The organism is Enterococcus sp. C102(2024) (assembly GCF_040888205.1).
GTDB classification, from domain to species: Bacteria; Bacillota; Bacilli; order Lactobacillales; family Enterococcaceae; genus Enterococcus; species Enterococcus faecalis.
On record NZ_JBFOHH010000002.1, the window covers coordinates 346,392 to 362,980 of the forward strand.

Consider the following 16,589-nt stretch of genomic DNA (forward strand, 5'->3'; position numbering starts at 1 on the left):
ACACTAAGATAGAAAATAAAAAGAATTTATCTAATGATGATTTCTCATTAAATCGCTGACCTATTTTGCATGTTAAATTTTTTCAATTGGTGCAAATGCCGCTAACAACCGTTTTATGCCTTTTTCTGGGAAAGCAATGTCCAACTCTAAGTCTTTGGCCGAACCGCCTACACGAACGACTGTACCAACGCCCCATGCTTTATGTTGGACCTTATCACCTGCTTGCCAAGAAACTTTTTCGCCACCACTTGCCACTTTGTTGCTAACTGATTTTGTAGCTGGCTGTGTATAAGCTGGTTTACTTGCGCTGGGCTTAAATACTTTAGGATCAAAGGTGCGCGCTGGAGCTTTCTGTAAATTGGCCGCCGCCCCTTGTTTCATTAAACGCTCCGCCTCAATTTCTTCTAAAAAGCGACTTGGTCGATTATATTGCGTGCGACCATATAATGTTCTCGAATAAGCATTCGTTAAGAACAGGGCTTCTTCCGCTCGTGTGATACCAACATAAGCCAAGCGCCGTTCTTCTTCCAGTTCACTTTCTTCTAGCATGGCACGTGATAATGGGAAAACCCCTTCTTCTAAGCCCATTAAAAAGACCACTGGAAATTCCAGCCCTTTGGCCGCATGCAACGTCATTAAGGTTACTTGTGAAGAGCTCTCTTCTAAATTATCTAAATCAGAAACCAAGGCTAAATCTGTTAAGAAATCCGCCAATTTTGTTTCTTCGCCATTTGGATCGTCGTTATTTTGCGCTTCAAAACGTTTATCAAATTCTTGTGTCACAGATAAAAATTCGTCCAAGTTTTCTAAGCGAGCTTGAGACTCTAAATTATTTTGCGCCATCAAAGCTTCCCGATAACCACTACATTGTAAAGTTTCTTTCACCAATTCTGTAATCGTTAAATATGGCACTGTTTTCGTTAAGTCTTGAATCATCATGCCAAAATTACCAAGCTCTTTACCCGCTTTTCCTGAAATATTTGCCAAATCAACATTTTGGGCAGCTTCCAGCAAAGCCCAACCATGCGTATCCGCAAATAATCGTAATTTTTCAATTGAACTTTTACCGATTCCTCGTTTTGGTTCATTGACAATTCGTTCAAAGCTGATTGAATCATCTGGATTGGCAATCAAACTTAAATAAGCCAAAATATCTTTAATTTCTTTACGGTCGTAGAATTTATGTCCGCCCACCATGGTATACGGAATATTAGATTTCAAGAGCATTTCTTCCACTACACGGGATTGAGCATTGGTCCGATATAATACCGCAAAATCACCATAAATTCGGTCATTTTCCCGCATTTCTTTTTGGATTTGGCTCACAATAAATTGTGTTTCATCCCGTTCTGTGTCCCCACGATAATAGACAATTTTTTCACCGTCTATATTTTCTGTCCACAGTTCTTTCTCGCGGCGGTTACGGTTATTTTTGATGACATCATTCGCAGCCGCCAAAATGTTTTTGGTGGATCGATAATTTTGTTCTAGCAAAATTACACTGGCATCTGGATAATCTTTTTCAAAATCCAAGATATTTTGCATATCCGCCCCGCGCCAACCATAGATACTTTGGTCGGCATCACCTACGACACACAGATTTTTGAAACGTGCAGCCAATAAATTAACTAAGGTGTATTGTGCATGATTGGTATCTTGGTATTCATCCACATGAATATAGTGAAATTTATTTTGGTAGAAAGCCAACGTATCTGGTTGTTCATTGAATAAACGAATCGTATTCATAATCAAATCATCAAAATCCATACATTGGTTTTTGCGTAATTCTTTTTGATAGGCTTCATAGCATTTTGCGACAATTTCTTCATATAAGGAACCTTGCATTTCAGCAACTTTTTCAGGCGTTTGTAATTCATTTTTGGCATTGCTAATCGTACCTAAAATTGAGCGAGGATCATATTTTTTTGAATCAATATTTAAGTCGTTTAAGATGCGTTTCATTAATGTTTTTTGTTCCGATGGGTCAATAATTGTAAAATTACGGTTGTAACCAATCTGATCCACATCACGACGTAAAATTCTTACACACATGGAGTGAAAAGTGGAGACCCATACATCTTCGCCACCCGTTTCCAGTAATTTATTTACACGCTCTTTCATTTCTTTAGCAGCTTTATTGGTAAACGTAATCGCCAAAATATTCCATGGATTTACTTCTTTTTCCTCAATTAGATAGGCAATTCGGTGTGTTAAAACCCGCGTTTTTCCACTACCAGCACCAGCCATGACTAACAGTGGTCCTTCTGTATGCAAAACGGCTTCTTCTTGTCGAGGATTCATTCCCTGAACCAAGGCATGTTTTTGTGTCATATTAAACGTCCTCTCTCTTTTTTCAATCTTATACAGTATACCAAAAATCCCTTTGAAGTTCTTTAGAAAAGAACAAAAAATCTTTTTCTTTTTATATGAAATTTTCTTGTAAATCAAGTCAAACCGCAGTACATTAGTAAGTAGTGATGGAGGCTAAAAATGAAATGAATAATGATGTACATGAAATTAAACAATTAGATGGTACCCGAATCGGCTTTATCCTTAAAGGCATCGTCGTCGGAATCCTGGTCGGCTTTGTTGTCAGCTTATTTCGCTTAGGCATTGAAAAAATTGGCGAACAAGTCGTTCATCTGTATCAAACGTTTCACGAAAAACCCTTTTGGATGATTCCTTGGTTCTTATTTTCTCTCGTACTTGCTTATTTATTAGGACGACTGATTAAGAGCGAACCAGCAATTAAAGGCAGTGGCATCCCCCAAGTGGAAGGACAACTTCAAGGTCAATTAGAAATTCATTGGTTTCCAGTGCTTTGGAAAAAATTTATCGGTGGGATCTTAGCGATTAGTCCTGGGCTATTTTTGGGACGTGAAGGCCCTTCAATTCAACTAGGTGCAGTGGTTGGACAAGGCTATAGTCAATGGCGACAAAGCACCAAGTCTGAAGAAAAAATTTTAATCAGTAGTGGTGCCAGTGCTGGTTTAGCCGCCGCTTTTAATGCACCAATCGCAGGACTTTTATTTGTTCTAGAAGAGGTTCACCATTCCTTTTCACCTTTAGTTTGGTTAACCTCTTTTTCTGCGGCCATTTCCGCTAACTTTGTTTCTTTGCATTTCTTCGGATTGCAGCCAGTTCTTTATATTGGTCCCGTTAAATCTTTGCCTTTAGAGTACTATTGGACATTAGTACTGCTGGGCGTTTTACTAGGATTATTAGGTTGGATATATCAAAAAACATTGTTGTCCTTACCAAAAGTATATGGAAAAATCAAAGGCCTTTCTTCTAATTATTATGGTTTTATTCCTTTTATTTTGATTTTACCGATTGGTTATTTCTTTCCACATTTACTTGGCGGTGGGAATCAAATTGTTTTAGCTTTAGGCAATCAACCGGCCACGATTTGGGCTTTAGTCGGCTTACTGGTTTTACGTTTTGTTTTTTCAATGGTTTCTTACGGTTCGAATCTCCCTGGTGGTATTTTCTTGCCTATTCTAACTTTAGGTGCCATTATCGGAACATTGTATGGTAGTCTACTTGTCCAATACGTAGGGATGGATCCAATTTTTGTGAAAAACTTTTTAATTTTTGCCATGGCTGGTTATTTTACTGCGATTGGTAAAGCACCGTTAACAGCGATTATTTTAGTAACAGAAATGGTCGGCAATTTTTCTCATTTAATGTCTTTAGGGGTTGTTGCTTTAGTTAGTTATATTACCATCGATAGTCTTGGCGGCAAGCCAATTTATGAAAGCTTATTAGAACGTTTGGTTCCTTCTAAAGTAAGTAATATTCGTGGCCACAAAACGATTATTGAATTACCTATCACTGCAGAAAGTTCCTTAGATGATACGATGGTACGTGATTTTGTCTGGCCTAAACAAATGTTGCTCACTTCCATTCGCCGTGGCGAATCGGAAATTTTAACACATGGTGATACTGTTATGCATGTTGGCGATGTGCTCATTATTTTGACCGATGAAAAACTCGCTTACCAAGTCAAAAAAGAGATTTATCAAAAAACTTTACCGAATGATTTAGTGAATTAAAGAAAGCTGCTGAACTCAGGTTCAGCAGCTTTCTTTTTTTCTTATGACTGTTTTTTAATTTTTTTGAATGTTTTTGACCGTTTTAGATTGATTAGCGTTTTCATTTGTGCTATTATATCCATGAAATGAGGGATGAAAATGCTTACGGAAGAACGACATCAAAAAATTTTACAATTGTTAGATCAAAAATCAGTCGTCAAATCACAAGAACTTGCTAGCTTATTCAATGCTTCAGAATCCACAATCCGCCGCGATTTACAAGAATTAGAAGACGCCAATTTGTTAGAACGCATTCACGGCGGAGCTAAGCGTATTCTTAATTTAGGCTTTGAACAAAACATGACGGAAAAATCAATCAAAAACACGCACGAAAAGCAAAAGATTGCTTCTTTAGCCGCTAGTTGTGTACAAGATGGCGATATGATCTATTTAGATGCTGGTTCAACCACGTTAGAAATGATCCCTTTTTTAGTTGGGAAACAAATCCATGTAGTGACGAATTCCGTGCATCACGCTGCAAAACTTAGCGATATGGAAATTCCCACTATTATGCTTGGTGGTACTTTGAAGCTCTCCACTAAAGCAATCATTGGTGCCACTAGTATGGAACAGCTACAACATTTTCGTTTTAACAAAGCTTTTTTAGGAACTAACGGCGCACATTTAGAGTTTGGTTTAACGACGCCTGATCCCGAAGAAGCAGCGCTAAAAGCCCTGGCTATTCATCAAGCAGAAACAGCCTATGTTTTACTGGATCATACAAAATTTAATGAAGTAACGTTTACCAAAGTGGAAGAATTAGAGTCAGTTACTTTACTAACTGACTACTGCCCTGCTGAATCACTTCAAGGATTCCAGCAAAAAACTATTTTAATGGAGGCAAACAAATGATTTACACAGTGACTTTAAACCCTTCTATCGACTTTATCGTTCATGTCGATCATCTACAAATTGGTGATTTAAATCGGATGACGAATGATTTTAAATTACCTGGCGGCAAAGGAATCAACGTTTCACGTATTTTAAAACGTATGGAGACAGAATCCACTGCCTTAGGTTTTTTAGGTGGTTTTACAGGCTCATTCATTGCTGATTGGTTGAAAAAAGAAGAGATCCAAACGAATTTCACTCCCGTGTCTGCTGATACACGAATCAACATTAAATTGAAATCAGATACTGAAACAGAAATTAACGGCTTAGGACCTGCTCTAACAAACGAAGAAATTCAAGAACTAAAACAAGCAGTTAGTCGTGTTCAGGCTGGTGATATTGTTGTTCTTTCAGGAAGTACACCTGCTTCTCTACGCAAAGGATTTTACGAAGAATTAATCCAAATTGTGAAGGAAAAAGGCGCAGAATTTGTTATTGATACGACAGGTGAAGATTTAATGAACGCTTTGTCACAAAAGCCTTTATTGGTCAAGCCAAATAATCATGAGTTGGCAGAATTATATCATACAACCTTTACAAGTGTTGAAGACATTTTACCTTATGGACATCGGTTACTAGAAGAAGGAGCGCAACACGTAATTATCTCAATGGCTGGTGATGGTGCATTACTTTTCACAACAGAAGGTGTTTATCGTTCCAACGTTTTAAAACGTCCACTGAAAAATTCTGTCGGCGCTGGCGACTCAATGATTGCTGGTTTTATTGGCAACTTTTCAAAAACACAAGATCCTTTAGAGGCTTTCAAATGGGGTGTCGCTTGCGGTAGCGCGACCGCATTTTCTGATGATTTAGCCTCAGAAGATTTTATCCAAGAACTTATTCACGAAGTAACAATTGAAAAAATTTCAGAATAAATCCACTAAGGGAGGAAAATAGAGTGAACATTAATGATTTATTAATAAAAGATGTCATGATTATGGATTTACAAGCTACTGATAAAAAAGGCGCGATTGATGAAATGGTCCAAAAATTATACGATGGTGGCCGCATCTCTGACATTGACACTTACAAAGAAGGAATTTTAAAACGCGAAGCACAAACATCGACTGGTTTAGGCGACGGCATCGCTATGCCTCACGCAAAAAATAGTGCCGTAAAAGAACCGACAGTTCTTTTCGCTAAAAGTAAAAAAGGTGTTGATTATGAAGCACTAGATGGACAACCTACTTATCTATTCTTCATGATTGCTGCTCCAGAAGGCGCTAATGATACACATCTCCAAGCGCTTGCGGCCCTTTCTCGATTACTTATCGATCCAGACTTTGTTGGCAAATTGAAAGAAGCGGAAACTCCAGAAGCAGTACAAGCTCTTTTCCAAGCAGCAGAAGATCAAAAAGAAGCGGAAGAAAAAGCAGAACAAGAACAAACAACGCCAGCACCAGAAAGCAATCGTAAATATATTATTGCTGTGACTGCTTGTCCTACAGGAATTGCTCACACTTACATGGCTGAAGATGCACTGAAGAAAAAAGCAAAAGAAATGGGCGTAGACATTAAAGTAGAAACAAACGGTTCAGAAGGAATTAAAAATCGTTTAACTGCTGAAGATATTGCTCGTGCTGATGGCGTGATTGTCGCAGCCGATAAAAAAGTAGAAATGAATCGTTTTGATGGTAAAAAATTAGTCAATCGTCCCGTCAGTGATGGAATTCGTAAAACCGAAGAACTAATTAACTTAGCCATTAGTGGTGAAGCTCCTACTTTCCATGGCAGTGACTCGGCTGCAAGCGATCAAGAGGATTCAGCGGAAGGTTCAATCGGTTCTCGTATCTATAAAGATTTAATGAATGGTGTTTCTCATATGTTACCTTTCGTTATTGGTGGCGGAATTGCCATTGCTCTTTCCTTTATGATTGATCAATTTATCGGAGTTCCTCAAGATCAATTAGCCAACTTAGGTAATTACAATGACGTAGCTAGCTGGTTTAACCAAATTGGTGGCGCAGCATTTGGCTTTATGTTACCTGTCTTAGCTGGTTTTATTGCTTCTAGTATTGGGGATCGGCCAGGCTTAGTTGCTGGTTTCGCGGCTGGTGCATTAGCAAACGCTGGCGGAGCTGGATTCCTTGGGGCCCTAATCGGTGGTTTCTTAGCTGGTTATGTAGTGGTTCTTTTACGTAAAGTCTTCAAAGGCTTGCCAAAATCATTAGATGGAATTAAAACCATTTTATTCTATCCAGTTTTTGGTTTGATTATTACGGGCTTATTAATGTTAGTCATTAACATCCCGATGAAAGCAATTAATGATGCGTTAAATCATTTCCTACTTGGCTTAGATGGCACAAATGCAGCTTTACTTGGTGCCTTATTAGCTGGTATGATGGCCATCGACTTAGGTGGACCAGTTAACAAAGCTGCTTATGTTTTCGGTACAGCTACGCTAGCAAGTACTGTTGCAGAAGGTGGCAGCGTGGTCATGGCTTCTGTAATGGCTGGCGGAATGGTTCCTCCATTAGCAATTTTCGTAGCAACACGTTTATTTAAAAATAAATTTACAAAAGATCAACAAGACGCTGGCTTAACCAATATTGTAATGGGCCTTTCTTTTGTCACTGAAGGGGCAATTCCTTTTGCAGCAGCTGACCCATTACGTGTGATTCCAAGTTTCGTGGTAGGTTCTGCCTTTACTGGTGCGTTGGTTGGTGCGTTTGGTATCAAATTATTGGCACCACATGGAGGAATCTTCGTTGTCTTCCTATTAAGTAATCCATTACTATATCTATTGTTCATCTTAATTGGTGCGATTATTTCAGGAATTGTCTACGGACTTTTGAAAAAACCTGTCGAAGTACCTGCTTAAAAAAAAACAGCAAAAAAGCGATTCAACCATGGTTGAATCGCTTTTTTATTATTATTTTCTCTTTATCGCATAATTTTCTAAATACTCAGGGTTTCCTTTGCTTCTGATATACGTGTACACGCCCATCACAAAGGCCCCAAGGGTATTGGTAAATAAATCCCCCATCGTATCCATCAAAGCAGCACGCCCAATAAATGGTTGGCCGTTGGACATATTATAGCGTTGTAAGTTCATGTTTCCTAATGAATCGCAGATAAATTCCCAGAATTCCCAGAAGACGCCACAAAGCCCTGCAAATGCAAACCCAAATAATAAAAATAACCACGGGGAAACATCGGCGTACTTCGTTTTCTTCAATAGGAAAGCAGCAATACCATAACCCACAGCAGTTAACAGCATCGGACTAACAAAGTGTAAAATTTTATCCCAGAACGAAATGATTGAGATCATATGCAACGAGGTTCCTAGGAATACTGAAATAAATAAGAAAAACCAGTAAAAATAAACGATGGTCGGTGGCATAATAATTTTTAAAAATTTATTGACAAGATCCGGTAAAAAGATCAGCCCAATTCCAAGTAAACATTCGATAACAAACGTCACACCTTGTTTTGTTGAATACTTAGCCGTAAAAAATTCCCAGAGATTGTACGTCAAGCATAAGATGCCAAACACCACTAATCCATATTTAATTTTCGAATAATTTTTATCCATTTTGACACACCCTTTCAAAAGTTATTTTATATGAAAAAAACTGTAGATGAAAGACACCTTCCATCTACAGTTTTAGAAAACTCTATCGAATGAAGAGCTTATTAAAAATGTTTATTTTTCAACAGCTGTTTCAGTAATTGTTTCAACAGCACGTTTCATACGAATATCGTGTTCTAACATGTCGTTGTTTAATACTTTACGTACTTGCGCTTCAGGCATGTTGTATTGTTCTGCTAAATCTTTCACTTCAGCATCGATGTCTTCTTGTGTTACTTCGATGTTTTCAGCTTTGGCAACTGCTTCAATCACTAAGTTTGTTTTTGTGCGTGTTTCTGCTTCGCCTTCAAATTGTTTGTGTAAATCTTCTTCTGTAGAACCAGTTAATTGGTAGTACATTTCAGGAGAAATTCCTTGGCGTTGCATGTTGTTTAAGAATTCATCCATTGAACGGTGAACTTCGTCGTGAACCATTACGTGTGGTAATTCAACGATTTCAGCATTTTCAACAGCTAAACGAATCGCTTCTTCGTCTTTTGCTTCTTCAGCTGCTGCTTCTTTTGCTTCTGTCAATTCTTTACGGAATTTTTCTTTTAATTCGTCTAATGATTCTACTGAATCGTCAACGTCTTTTGCAAATTCATCATCCAATTCTGGTAATTCTTTTGCTTTTACTTCATGAACAGTTACTTTGAAGACTGCTTCTTTACCAGCTAAATCTTCTGCTTGGTAATCTTCAGGGAAAGTAACGTTTACTTCTACTTCTTCGCCAGCTTTTTTGCCAACTAATTGGTCTTCAAAGCCTGGAATAAATGAATTAGAACCTAGTTCTAATGAGTAATTTTCGCCTTTGCCGCCTTCAAATGCTTCGTCGCCTAAGAAGCCTTCAAAGTCGATAACTACAGTGTCGCCATTTTCAGCAGCGGCATCTTCTTTGATTACTAATTCAGCTTGAGATTCTTGTTCGCGTTTCAAACGTGCTTCCACGTCTTCATCTGTTACTTCACGGTCTTGTTTAGACACTGTTAAGTTTTTGTATTCACCTAATTTTACTTCAGGTTTTACAGTTACTTCAGCAGTGATAACCCAGTCTTCCCCTTTATTCATGCTTTCAACATCAATTTTTGGTTGTGCTACTGGTTCAATTCCTGCTTCTAATACAGCCGCTTCATATGCTTCTGGTAAAACAGCGTTTAACGCATCTTCGTATAACGCTTCTTCCCCATACATACGGTTAAAAACAGTACGTGATACTTTTCCTTTACGGAAACCAGGTACGTTTAAGTTTTTTTTCACTTTATTGAACGCTTGCGTTAATCCTTTTTCGATTACTGCTTGTTCGATTGAAAAAGTTAATACACCATCATTAGTGCCTTTTTTTTCCCATTTCGCAGACATTTGTTTCCCTCCGAATAACATTTAATTTTATACATCAAACTTTATTTATGCATACCTTTAAATAGTACACTATCCCTAGGAAAATGTAAATATTTTAAGTGCTAAGAAGTGAAAGAAAGACTCGATTTTTAGCAAACTATCAGTTTTTTAATTTTTTCGGATTAAAAAAGCATAGAATTTCGAGAAATTTCCTTCTTAAAACACTAAAAGATTGTGAACAAAATATCTTGTTCACCATCGGATGTAATCGCTTTACTTTATGAATGGCCCATTATAGAATGTATGTACTCAATATTTACGCATTATATATTTTCGTCATTATACATATAATATCAAAAAAGGAGAGGATGGTTTTGAATAAGTTCGTCTGGGGAATCTTTTCTTGCATCATATCATGGCTTTTTTTATCGCTGAATCACCCTTTGTTAGCTCATTCTGAAACACTGAACCCTACAACTCACGCCTCTACTTTTAGTGAAACATTTACCTCAGTTTCAACAGAACAACAAACAACTCAAGCAACCGATATCGTGGAACAAGAAACCGAGCAAACCCATGCTTCCTCTGAAAACGATGAACCTATGGCACCTACGCCAGCTAGTGTTTCTGTTGGTAATAGCACCTTAAAAAGTACCTTAAGCACGGGAACGTATAACCAAGATATTATCACACTTTCGTATGAATACAGTGTGACACTTATCGGCTTAGCAATTAATGATCGACCGATTATTGCTATTCAACTTCCTACAGAAATTTCAAGCCAGTTAGATAACGACACTCTAAAGCAACAAGATTTTCTGACTCTTTTAACAGGGACTGTCAGTTATCCAGGAACAACCACTCAAGATATTCACAGTTCAACTAACGGCGTCAGCCTCTCTTATAGTAGCACTTATCATTCTGTATATCTGACTTTTCCAAGTAGCACCTTGGTGTTACTTCCCGGAACCAAATGGTCTGCCGCCATTTCGTTTGATGTGGGCGCACTTTATAAACGAGGAATTTCAATCCCTCCTGCTCTTAACGGCAAAGACTATCCGATTCGAGGAACCTTTACAGATGTCGGCACTGGATTAGGCGCAATTAATATTATTATTGGGAATAATACAAAAACAGGCGTAATTAGCAAAGCTCAACTTAGTTTAGGGAATTATCCCGTTCCTCAAGTCACACCAGCCAAACTAACTCAATCAAATCATCTGGACACTACTGTAACAGGGACCATTCAACAAGTACAAGACCCAAACTATAACTACTCTGTTCAATTAACCTTGAACCGCCATGATGGCACCACTACCCCCATTGTGGTGAAAGGGATTTCTGTCGATGCAGCCGGAAATTTCTCGACATCGTTAGCTTCACCATTAGAATATGGCGACACGCTCTCTACAATTGTCTTTGCTCGTTCAAAAACGTCAACCGACTATATTCAAAGCAGCCCCTCAGCTGACCAAAGTGTCAATTGGTCAATCCAACCAGTCACAAACGTAGTCGCTAATGCCGGCTCAACTCAACTTTCAGGTAAAGCTTCTCAAGCATCTAACGGAACCTATCAAGTTAAAGTACAAATAAATGGTGGTTCTATTTACACAACGTCCTTAGATTCCAATGGCCATTTTCAATTTGCTAATTTACCCACTTTCCAAGGAGGAGAAACGGTCAGCTTGTGGGTCCAAGGGGTCAGCAATCGCACTGGCCTGCCTTTGTTAACCAGTTCTACTGTTTCTCAAACAGTTGCTTATCCTGTGCCTCAACTAACAGTCACGCAAATCATTGAGCGGAAAAATGCACAAGGACTCTGGGAAGCTGCAAACTCTGTCGTAAGTGGTCAAATCATTCGTTTTACGTTAACCACACGTTTAACCAATCAACCAGCAACGTGGATGAATCAGCAATTACGAGCAACGGTGCCTAAAGGACTGTCCCAACTTTCAGCTGCTACATTAACAAAACAATCAGCAGCAGGTTTAAGTACGCCAATAGCTGGGCTTCAACTTTTAACTGATAGTTCCACTGGTTTGCCGTATTGGAGTTATCATAATTCGCTGCCAGCAGATAATTTTACGGAAGCCAATACACAATTCACCTTACAATATACAGCAACGGTTACAGAAGAATGGATAAACCAATTTCTTTTATTTTCTAGCACGGTTACTGGCAATGATGGTGGCGGAACGCCAATTACGCCAATCACTAAAGAACAGTCTTTACCCATCAAAAACGGTACCCTCCGTTTTGTGCAGATGCCAACTACAGTTTCCTTTAAAAATTTACCTTTCCCCAGCAAACGAACCATATACTCACCATCGACCATCAGCGCTCCTTTCCTCATTGCCGATGGTCGAGTTGCAAAAACACCCTGGCATTTGTTGGTAAGAGAGAGTCAGCCCATGCATTCAACTTCTACAAATAAAACGATCCAGCAAGCTTTCATTTATCGAAAAAATGGCAGTGATTTTCCTCTCTCCTCTTTAGCAACCGAAGTTTATCAATACACCGCAACGGACGATAACAATGTAGAAATTCCTTGGAACCAACAAAATGGACTTTTTTTAAGCGTCGCTCCTGACCTTAATTTAACGGTCAAAGAATCTTACACTGCCGAATTACAATGGATTCTTTCTGATACACCCCTCTAATTAGGATTTAGCTTTTTTAAAAGTTAAAAATAAACAAGAAAGAAGGAATAAAAAATGAAAAAGATCGTGCGCATTTCAAGCATTTTGTTCGTTGCTACGCCTCTTATGCTTTTAAATAGTCCAAAAGTTGAAGCAGCTCAAGTCGCTTCTATTCAATCCAACGCTGATATTACGTTTGCTCTTGATAATACTGTCACGCCACCTGTCAACCCGACGAACCCTTCTCAGCCTGTGACACCTAATCCTGCTGATCCTCATCAACCTGGTACAGCCGGACCCCTTAGTATTGACTATGTTTCAAATATCCATTTTGGATCAAAACAAATTCAAGCCGGTACAGCAATCTATTCGGCACAACTAGACCAAGTGCAAAATAGTACTGGCGATTTAATTAGCGTGCCAAACTATGTTCAAGTAACTGACAAACGTGGTCTAAATCTTGGCTGGAAATTATCAGTTAAACAGAGTGCGCAATTTGCTACAAGTGATTCAACACCCGCTGTTTTGGATAATGCATCCTTGACCTTTTTAGCAGCAACACCCAATTCAACACAGTTACTTTCTTTGGCGCCATTAACGGTCCCAGTAACCTTGGATCCAACTGGTGCCGCCACTTCTCCTGTGGCGACTGCCGCTCTTTCAACAGGAATGGGCACTTGGACATTAGCTTTTGGTAGCGGAGCGACCGCTGCTCAAGGCATTCAATTAACTGTTCCTGCGACAACGAAAAAAGTTGCAGCTAAACAATATAAAACAACGCTTACTTGGATTTTGGATGATACACCACTTTAAAAGAAAACAAACAAGGTATTGCATGAAACAACTTCATGCAATACCTTGTTATAAAAAATTGTCAAAAAGGAGTGCACACTATGAATCAGCAGCTTTTTAAATGGCTCCATGCTATTAGCGTCATCATTTTTTTATTTTTTATTGGCTCTTATTCTGTAGAAGCAAGCGAAATGACTTTTTCTGTAAAAGCTATTTTACCCGACAATCAACGAACCAAAGAGACAAGTTATTTTGATTTACGTGTCGCTCCAAACCAAACACAAAAGCTACAAATCGAACTAACGAATCAAACAGCCAACGACATTACCGTGCTAGCTTCAGCCAATGCAGCGATTACTAATGATAATGGCTTGGCAGATTATTCTCATGCTGAAACAAAAAAAGATCCGTCTGCACCTTTTACTTTTAATGAGATTGCGCAATTACCAAAAGAAATCCACCTACCTAAACACTCAACCAAGACTGTTGAATGTCAACTTACTTTACCGGAAAAACCATTTAATGGGTATGTTTTAGGAGGACTTTACTTTGAACAAAAGTCAGATGAACAACCTGCTCACTCAGAAAACGGCGTGGCCATCAATAATCGTTTTTCTTATGTAGTCGGCGTCTTACTTAGTGAAACAGATGAACCTGTTCAGTCAGAATTATCTTTAAATGAAGTAAAAACCGATCAAGCTAACGGTCGTAACCGCGTATTAATGAATCTCCAAAACAAACAAGCGGCTATGATTAAAAAATTACAAGTCGATGCCTCTTTATATTATGAAAAAGAAGCTAAACCTCGCTACGAAAATCACCAAGAGTCGTTAACAATGGCCCCTAATACAAATTTTAATTATCGGATTGACTTAAAGGAACAACCTTTTGTTCCTGGAAATTATACTGTAAAAATCAAAGCAAACGATGGCTATCAAGACTATTCGTGGGAAAAACACTTAGTCATCCAAGAAAAAGAAGCTAAAAAATACAATGCTACCGCCGTCAACCTCCCACCTGAAAAACACACCAATTTCCCTTGGAAACTGGTGAGTAGCATCACGCTAGTTTTTCTATTCATTTTGGGAAGCACGATTTATTATTTCAAGAAAAAAATACGTGAAGCGCAACAATAAAAAAGCACATCGACAATTGTCGATGTGCTTTCATAATCACTTAATTATTTTGTATATTCTTCAACTAATGCAACGACTTCTTCCATCGTGTCGCATTCTTTTAATGCGCGGTCAGCAAGTTCAGCCATTTTAGTTGTGTCTAGACGTTTCATCAAGCTACGTGTTTTAAGGATAGATGTAGCACTCATTGAGAACTCATCTAAGCCCATACCCAATAGTAATGGAACAGCTGTTTGATCGCCCGCCATTTCACCACACATACCAGCCCATTTACCTTCAGCGTGAGCTGCATCAATTACATTTTTAATTAAACGTAAGATTGATGGGTTGTATGGTTGGTATAAGTAAGAAACGCGTTCGTTCATACGGTCTGCCGCCATTGTGTATTGGATTAAGTCGTTGGTTCCAACACTAAAGAAGTCTACTTCTTTGGCAAATTTATCAGCTAATACGGCAGCTGCTGGAATTTCAATCATAATACCTACTTGGATATCTTTTGAAACTTCAACACCTTCATTGACTAATTTTTGTTTTTCGTCTTCAAAGATTGCTTTCGCTGCTCTAAATTCTTTCAAAGTAGCAACCATTGGGAACATGATACGTAAGTTACCATGAACAGACGCACGTAATAATGCACGCATTTGTGTACGGAACATGCCGTCACCTAGTTCTGATAAGCTAATACGTAATGCACGGTAACCTAAGAATGGGTTCATTTCGTGTGGTAATGTCAGGTAAGGAAGCTCTTTGTCCCCACCAATATCCATTGTACGAACCACAACTGGTTTTCCTTCCATTCCTTCAAGAACTGCTTTATACGCTTGGTATTGGTCCTCTTCAGTTGGAAAGTCAGATGAATCCATGTATAAGAATTCTGTACGATATAAACCAACAGCTTCGCCGCCGTTTTTGTGTACGCCTTCTAAATCTTTTGGTGTACCAATGTTTGCAGCTAACTCAACATGTTTGCCGTCAGCTGTCACTGTTTCTGCATTTTTTAGTTTATCCCATTCTGCTTTTTGATCTGCATAAGCTTTTGCTTCTGCTTCAAATTCAGATTTTTCAGCATCTGTTGGGTCAATAATAACATCCCCAATGATTCCGTTCACTGCTAAAATATCGCCTGCTTTTACTTTGTCAGTAATTTCTTTTGTACCAACGATTGCAGGGATTTCTAACGAACGAGCCATGATTGCTGAGTGAGAAGTACGTCCGCCGATGTCTGTCACAAAGGCTTTAACATACGTACGGTCTAATTGTGCAGTATCACTAGGTGTTAAGTCATGGGCAACCACGATTACTTCTTCGTTAATCATTGAAGGATTTGGAAGAGTCACACCTAATAAATGTGCTAAGATACGTTTGGCAACGTCACGAATATCTGCTGCACGCTCTTGCATGTAAGCATTGTCGTCCATTGCTTCAAACATACCAATATACATATCCGTAACTTCTTTCAAGGCAGCTTCTGCATTGACTTTGTTGTCTTGGATATTTTGTTTGATTTGACCAACCATTTCTGGGTCAGATAAAACCATTAAATGAGCATCGAAAACTTGCGCTTCTGCTTCACCAAGGCTTTGAGCTGCTTTGTCGCGAATTGCTTGCAACTCTTCAGTAGATTTTGCTAAAGCATCGTCTAAGCGAGTTGCTTCTGCATCAGTATCTTCTACGGAAGTTTTGTTGAAAGACAAGTCAGGTTGAACTAGCAGGTAAGCTTTAGCAACAGCAACGCCATCACTTGCGGCAATCCCTTTTAGCATCTCAGACATTATTCAGCCAATCCTTCTTTTTGTAATGTTTCAACGATTGCTGCCATTCCTTCAGCTTCGTCAGCACCATCAACAGTGATTGTTACGTCAGAACCTTGACCAACGCCTAAAGACATAACGCCCATGATTGATTTTAAGTTAACAGATTTACCTTTGTATTCTAAGTTAATATCTGAGTTAAATTTGCTTGCAGTTTGTACTAATAAAGTAGCTGGACGTGCGTGAATTCCTGTTTCTGCTACAATGTGAAATTCTTTCTTTTCCATATAAATCGGTCTCCTTCGTAAATAAAAAATTTTTATGTTAGGGTTTTCCTTTCTTGATACGCTAAAATCAAACGTCTACTCGAAAAAAGA

Annotated in this window: 12 protein-coding genes; 7 read left to right on the forward strand and 5 right to left on the reverse strand. The window is 38.7% G+C overall.

Annotated features, from left to right (window positions below):
* Nucleotides 1–72: 72 nt before the first annotated feature.
* A complete protein-coding gene (pcrA, locus tag AB3I34_RS06260) occupies nucleotides 73–2,331 on the reverse strand; it encodes a DNA helicase PcrA (RefSeq protein WP_368027838.1) in 2,259 nt (752 codons plus the stop codon).
* Between the two features lie 164 nt (nucleotides 2,332–2,495).
* On the opposite strand from pcrA, the gene AB3I34_RS06265 reads away from it, so the two are divergent.
* The 4 genes from AB3I34_RS06265 to AB3I34_RS06280 all read left to right on the forward strand — a co-directional run bounded on the left by AB3I34_RS06265 (nucleotide 2,496) and on the right by AB3I34_RS06280 (nucleotide 7,806).
* The gene (locus AB3I34_RS06265) at nucleotides 2,496–4,055 is read left to right on the forward strand and encodes a ClC family H(+)/Cl(-) exchange transporter (protein WP_002368023.1); all 1,560 of its coding nucleotides are present in this window, start codon (nucleotides 2,496–2,498) and stop codon (nucleotides 4,053–4,055) included.
* Nucleotides 4,056–4,193: 138 nt separating this feature from the next.
* The gene (locus tag AB3I34_RS06270; RefSeq protein ID WP_002381250.1) at nucleotides 4,194–4,946 is read left to right on the forward strand and encodes a DeoR/GlpR family DNA-binding transcription regulator; all 753 of its coding nucleotides are present in this window, start codon (nucleotides 4,194–4,196) and stop codon (nucleotides 4,944–4,946) included.
* On the forward strand, nucleotides 4,943–5,860 hold the full coding sequence (pfkB, locus tag AB3I34_RS06275) for a 1-phosphofructokinase (RefSeq protein ID WP_002363177.1): 918 nt from the start codon (nucleotides 4,943–4,945) through the stop codon (nucleotides 5,858–5,860). The genes AB3I34_RS06270 and pfkB overlap by 4 nt, the downstream gene beginning before the upstream one ends.
* Nucleotides 5,861–5,883: 23 nt before the next feature.
* Nucleotides 5,884–7,806 (forward strand): fructose-specific PTS transporter subunit EIIC, encoded by a 1,923-nt coding sequence (locus AB3I34_RS06280; protein ID WP_002382993.1) that lies wholly within the window; start codon nucleotides 5,884–5,886, stop codon nucleotides 7,804–7,806.
* Nucleotides 7,807–7,857: 51 nt separating this feature from the next.
* Here AB3I34_RS06280 and AB3I34_RS06285 read toward each other — a convergent pair whose 3' ends face one another.
* Nucleotides 7,858–8,520, reverse strand: coding sequence for a hypothetical protein (locus AB3I34_RS06285; RefSeq protein WP_002355557.1), 663 nt, complete (start codon nucleotides 8,518–8,520; stop codon nucleotides 7,858–7,860).
* A 111-nt stretch (nucleotides 8,521–8,631) separates the two neighbouring features.
* A complete protein-coding gene (gene tig, locus AB3I34_RS06290; RefSeq protein WP_002355556.1) occupies nucleotides 8,632–9,915 on the reverse strand; it encodes a trigger factor in 1,284 nt (427 codons plus the stop codon).
* 263 nt (nucleotides 9,916–10,178) lie between these two features.
* Here tig and AB3I34_RS06295 point away from each other — a divergent pair, with 263 nt between their 5' ends.
* The 3 genes from AB3I34_RS06295 to AB3I34_RS06305 are packed head-to-tail and all read left to right on the forward strand — an operon-like array spanning nucleotide 10,179 to nucleotide 14,461.
* The gene (locus AB3I34_RS06295) at nucleotides 10,179–12,554 is read left to right on the forward strand and encodes a hypothetical protein (RefSeq protein ID WP_025189306.1); all 2,376 of its coding nucleotides are present in this window, start codon (nucleotides 10,179–10,181) and stop codon (nucleotides 12,552–12,554) included.
* Nucleotides 12,555–12,608: 54 nt separating this feature from the next.
* Nucleotides 12,609–13,346, forward strand: coding sequence for a WxL domain-containing protein (locus AB3I34_RS06300; RefSeq protein ID WP_002358689.1), 738 nt, complete (start codon nucleotides 12,609–12,611; stop codon nucleotides 13,344–13,346).
* A gap of 35 nt (nucleotides 13,347–13,381) precedes the next feature.
* On the forward strand, nucleotides 13,382–14,461 hold the full coding sequence (locus AB3I34_RS06305; RefSeq protein ID WP_025189305.1) for a DUF916 and DUF3324 domain-containing protein: 1,080 nt from the start codon (nucleotides 13,382–13,384) through the stop codon (nucleotides 14,459–14,461).
* A 44-nt stretch (nucleotides 14,462–14,505) separates the two neighbouring features.
* On the opposite strand, the gene ptsP is transcribed toward AB3I34_RS06305, so the two are convergent.
* Entirely contained in the window at nucleotides 14,506–16,233 is a 1,728-nt protein-coding gene (ptsP, locus tag AB3I34_RS06310) for a phosphoenolpyruvate--protein phosphotransferase (RefSeq protein WP_010712008.1), read from the reverse strand.
* Complete coding sequence (locus tag AB3I34_RS06315; protein WP_002355551.1) at nucleotides 16,233–16,499, reverse strand: phosphocarrier protein HPr; 267 nt, start codon at nucleotides 16,497–16,499, stop codon at nucleotides 16,233–16,235. The genes ptsP and AB3I34_RS06315 overlap by 1 nt, the downstream gene beginning before the upstream one ends.
* Between the last annotated feature and the right edge of the window lie 90 nt (nucleotides 16,500–16,589).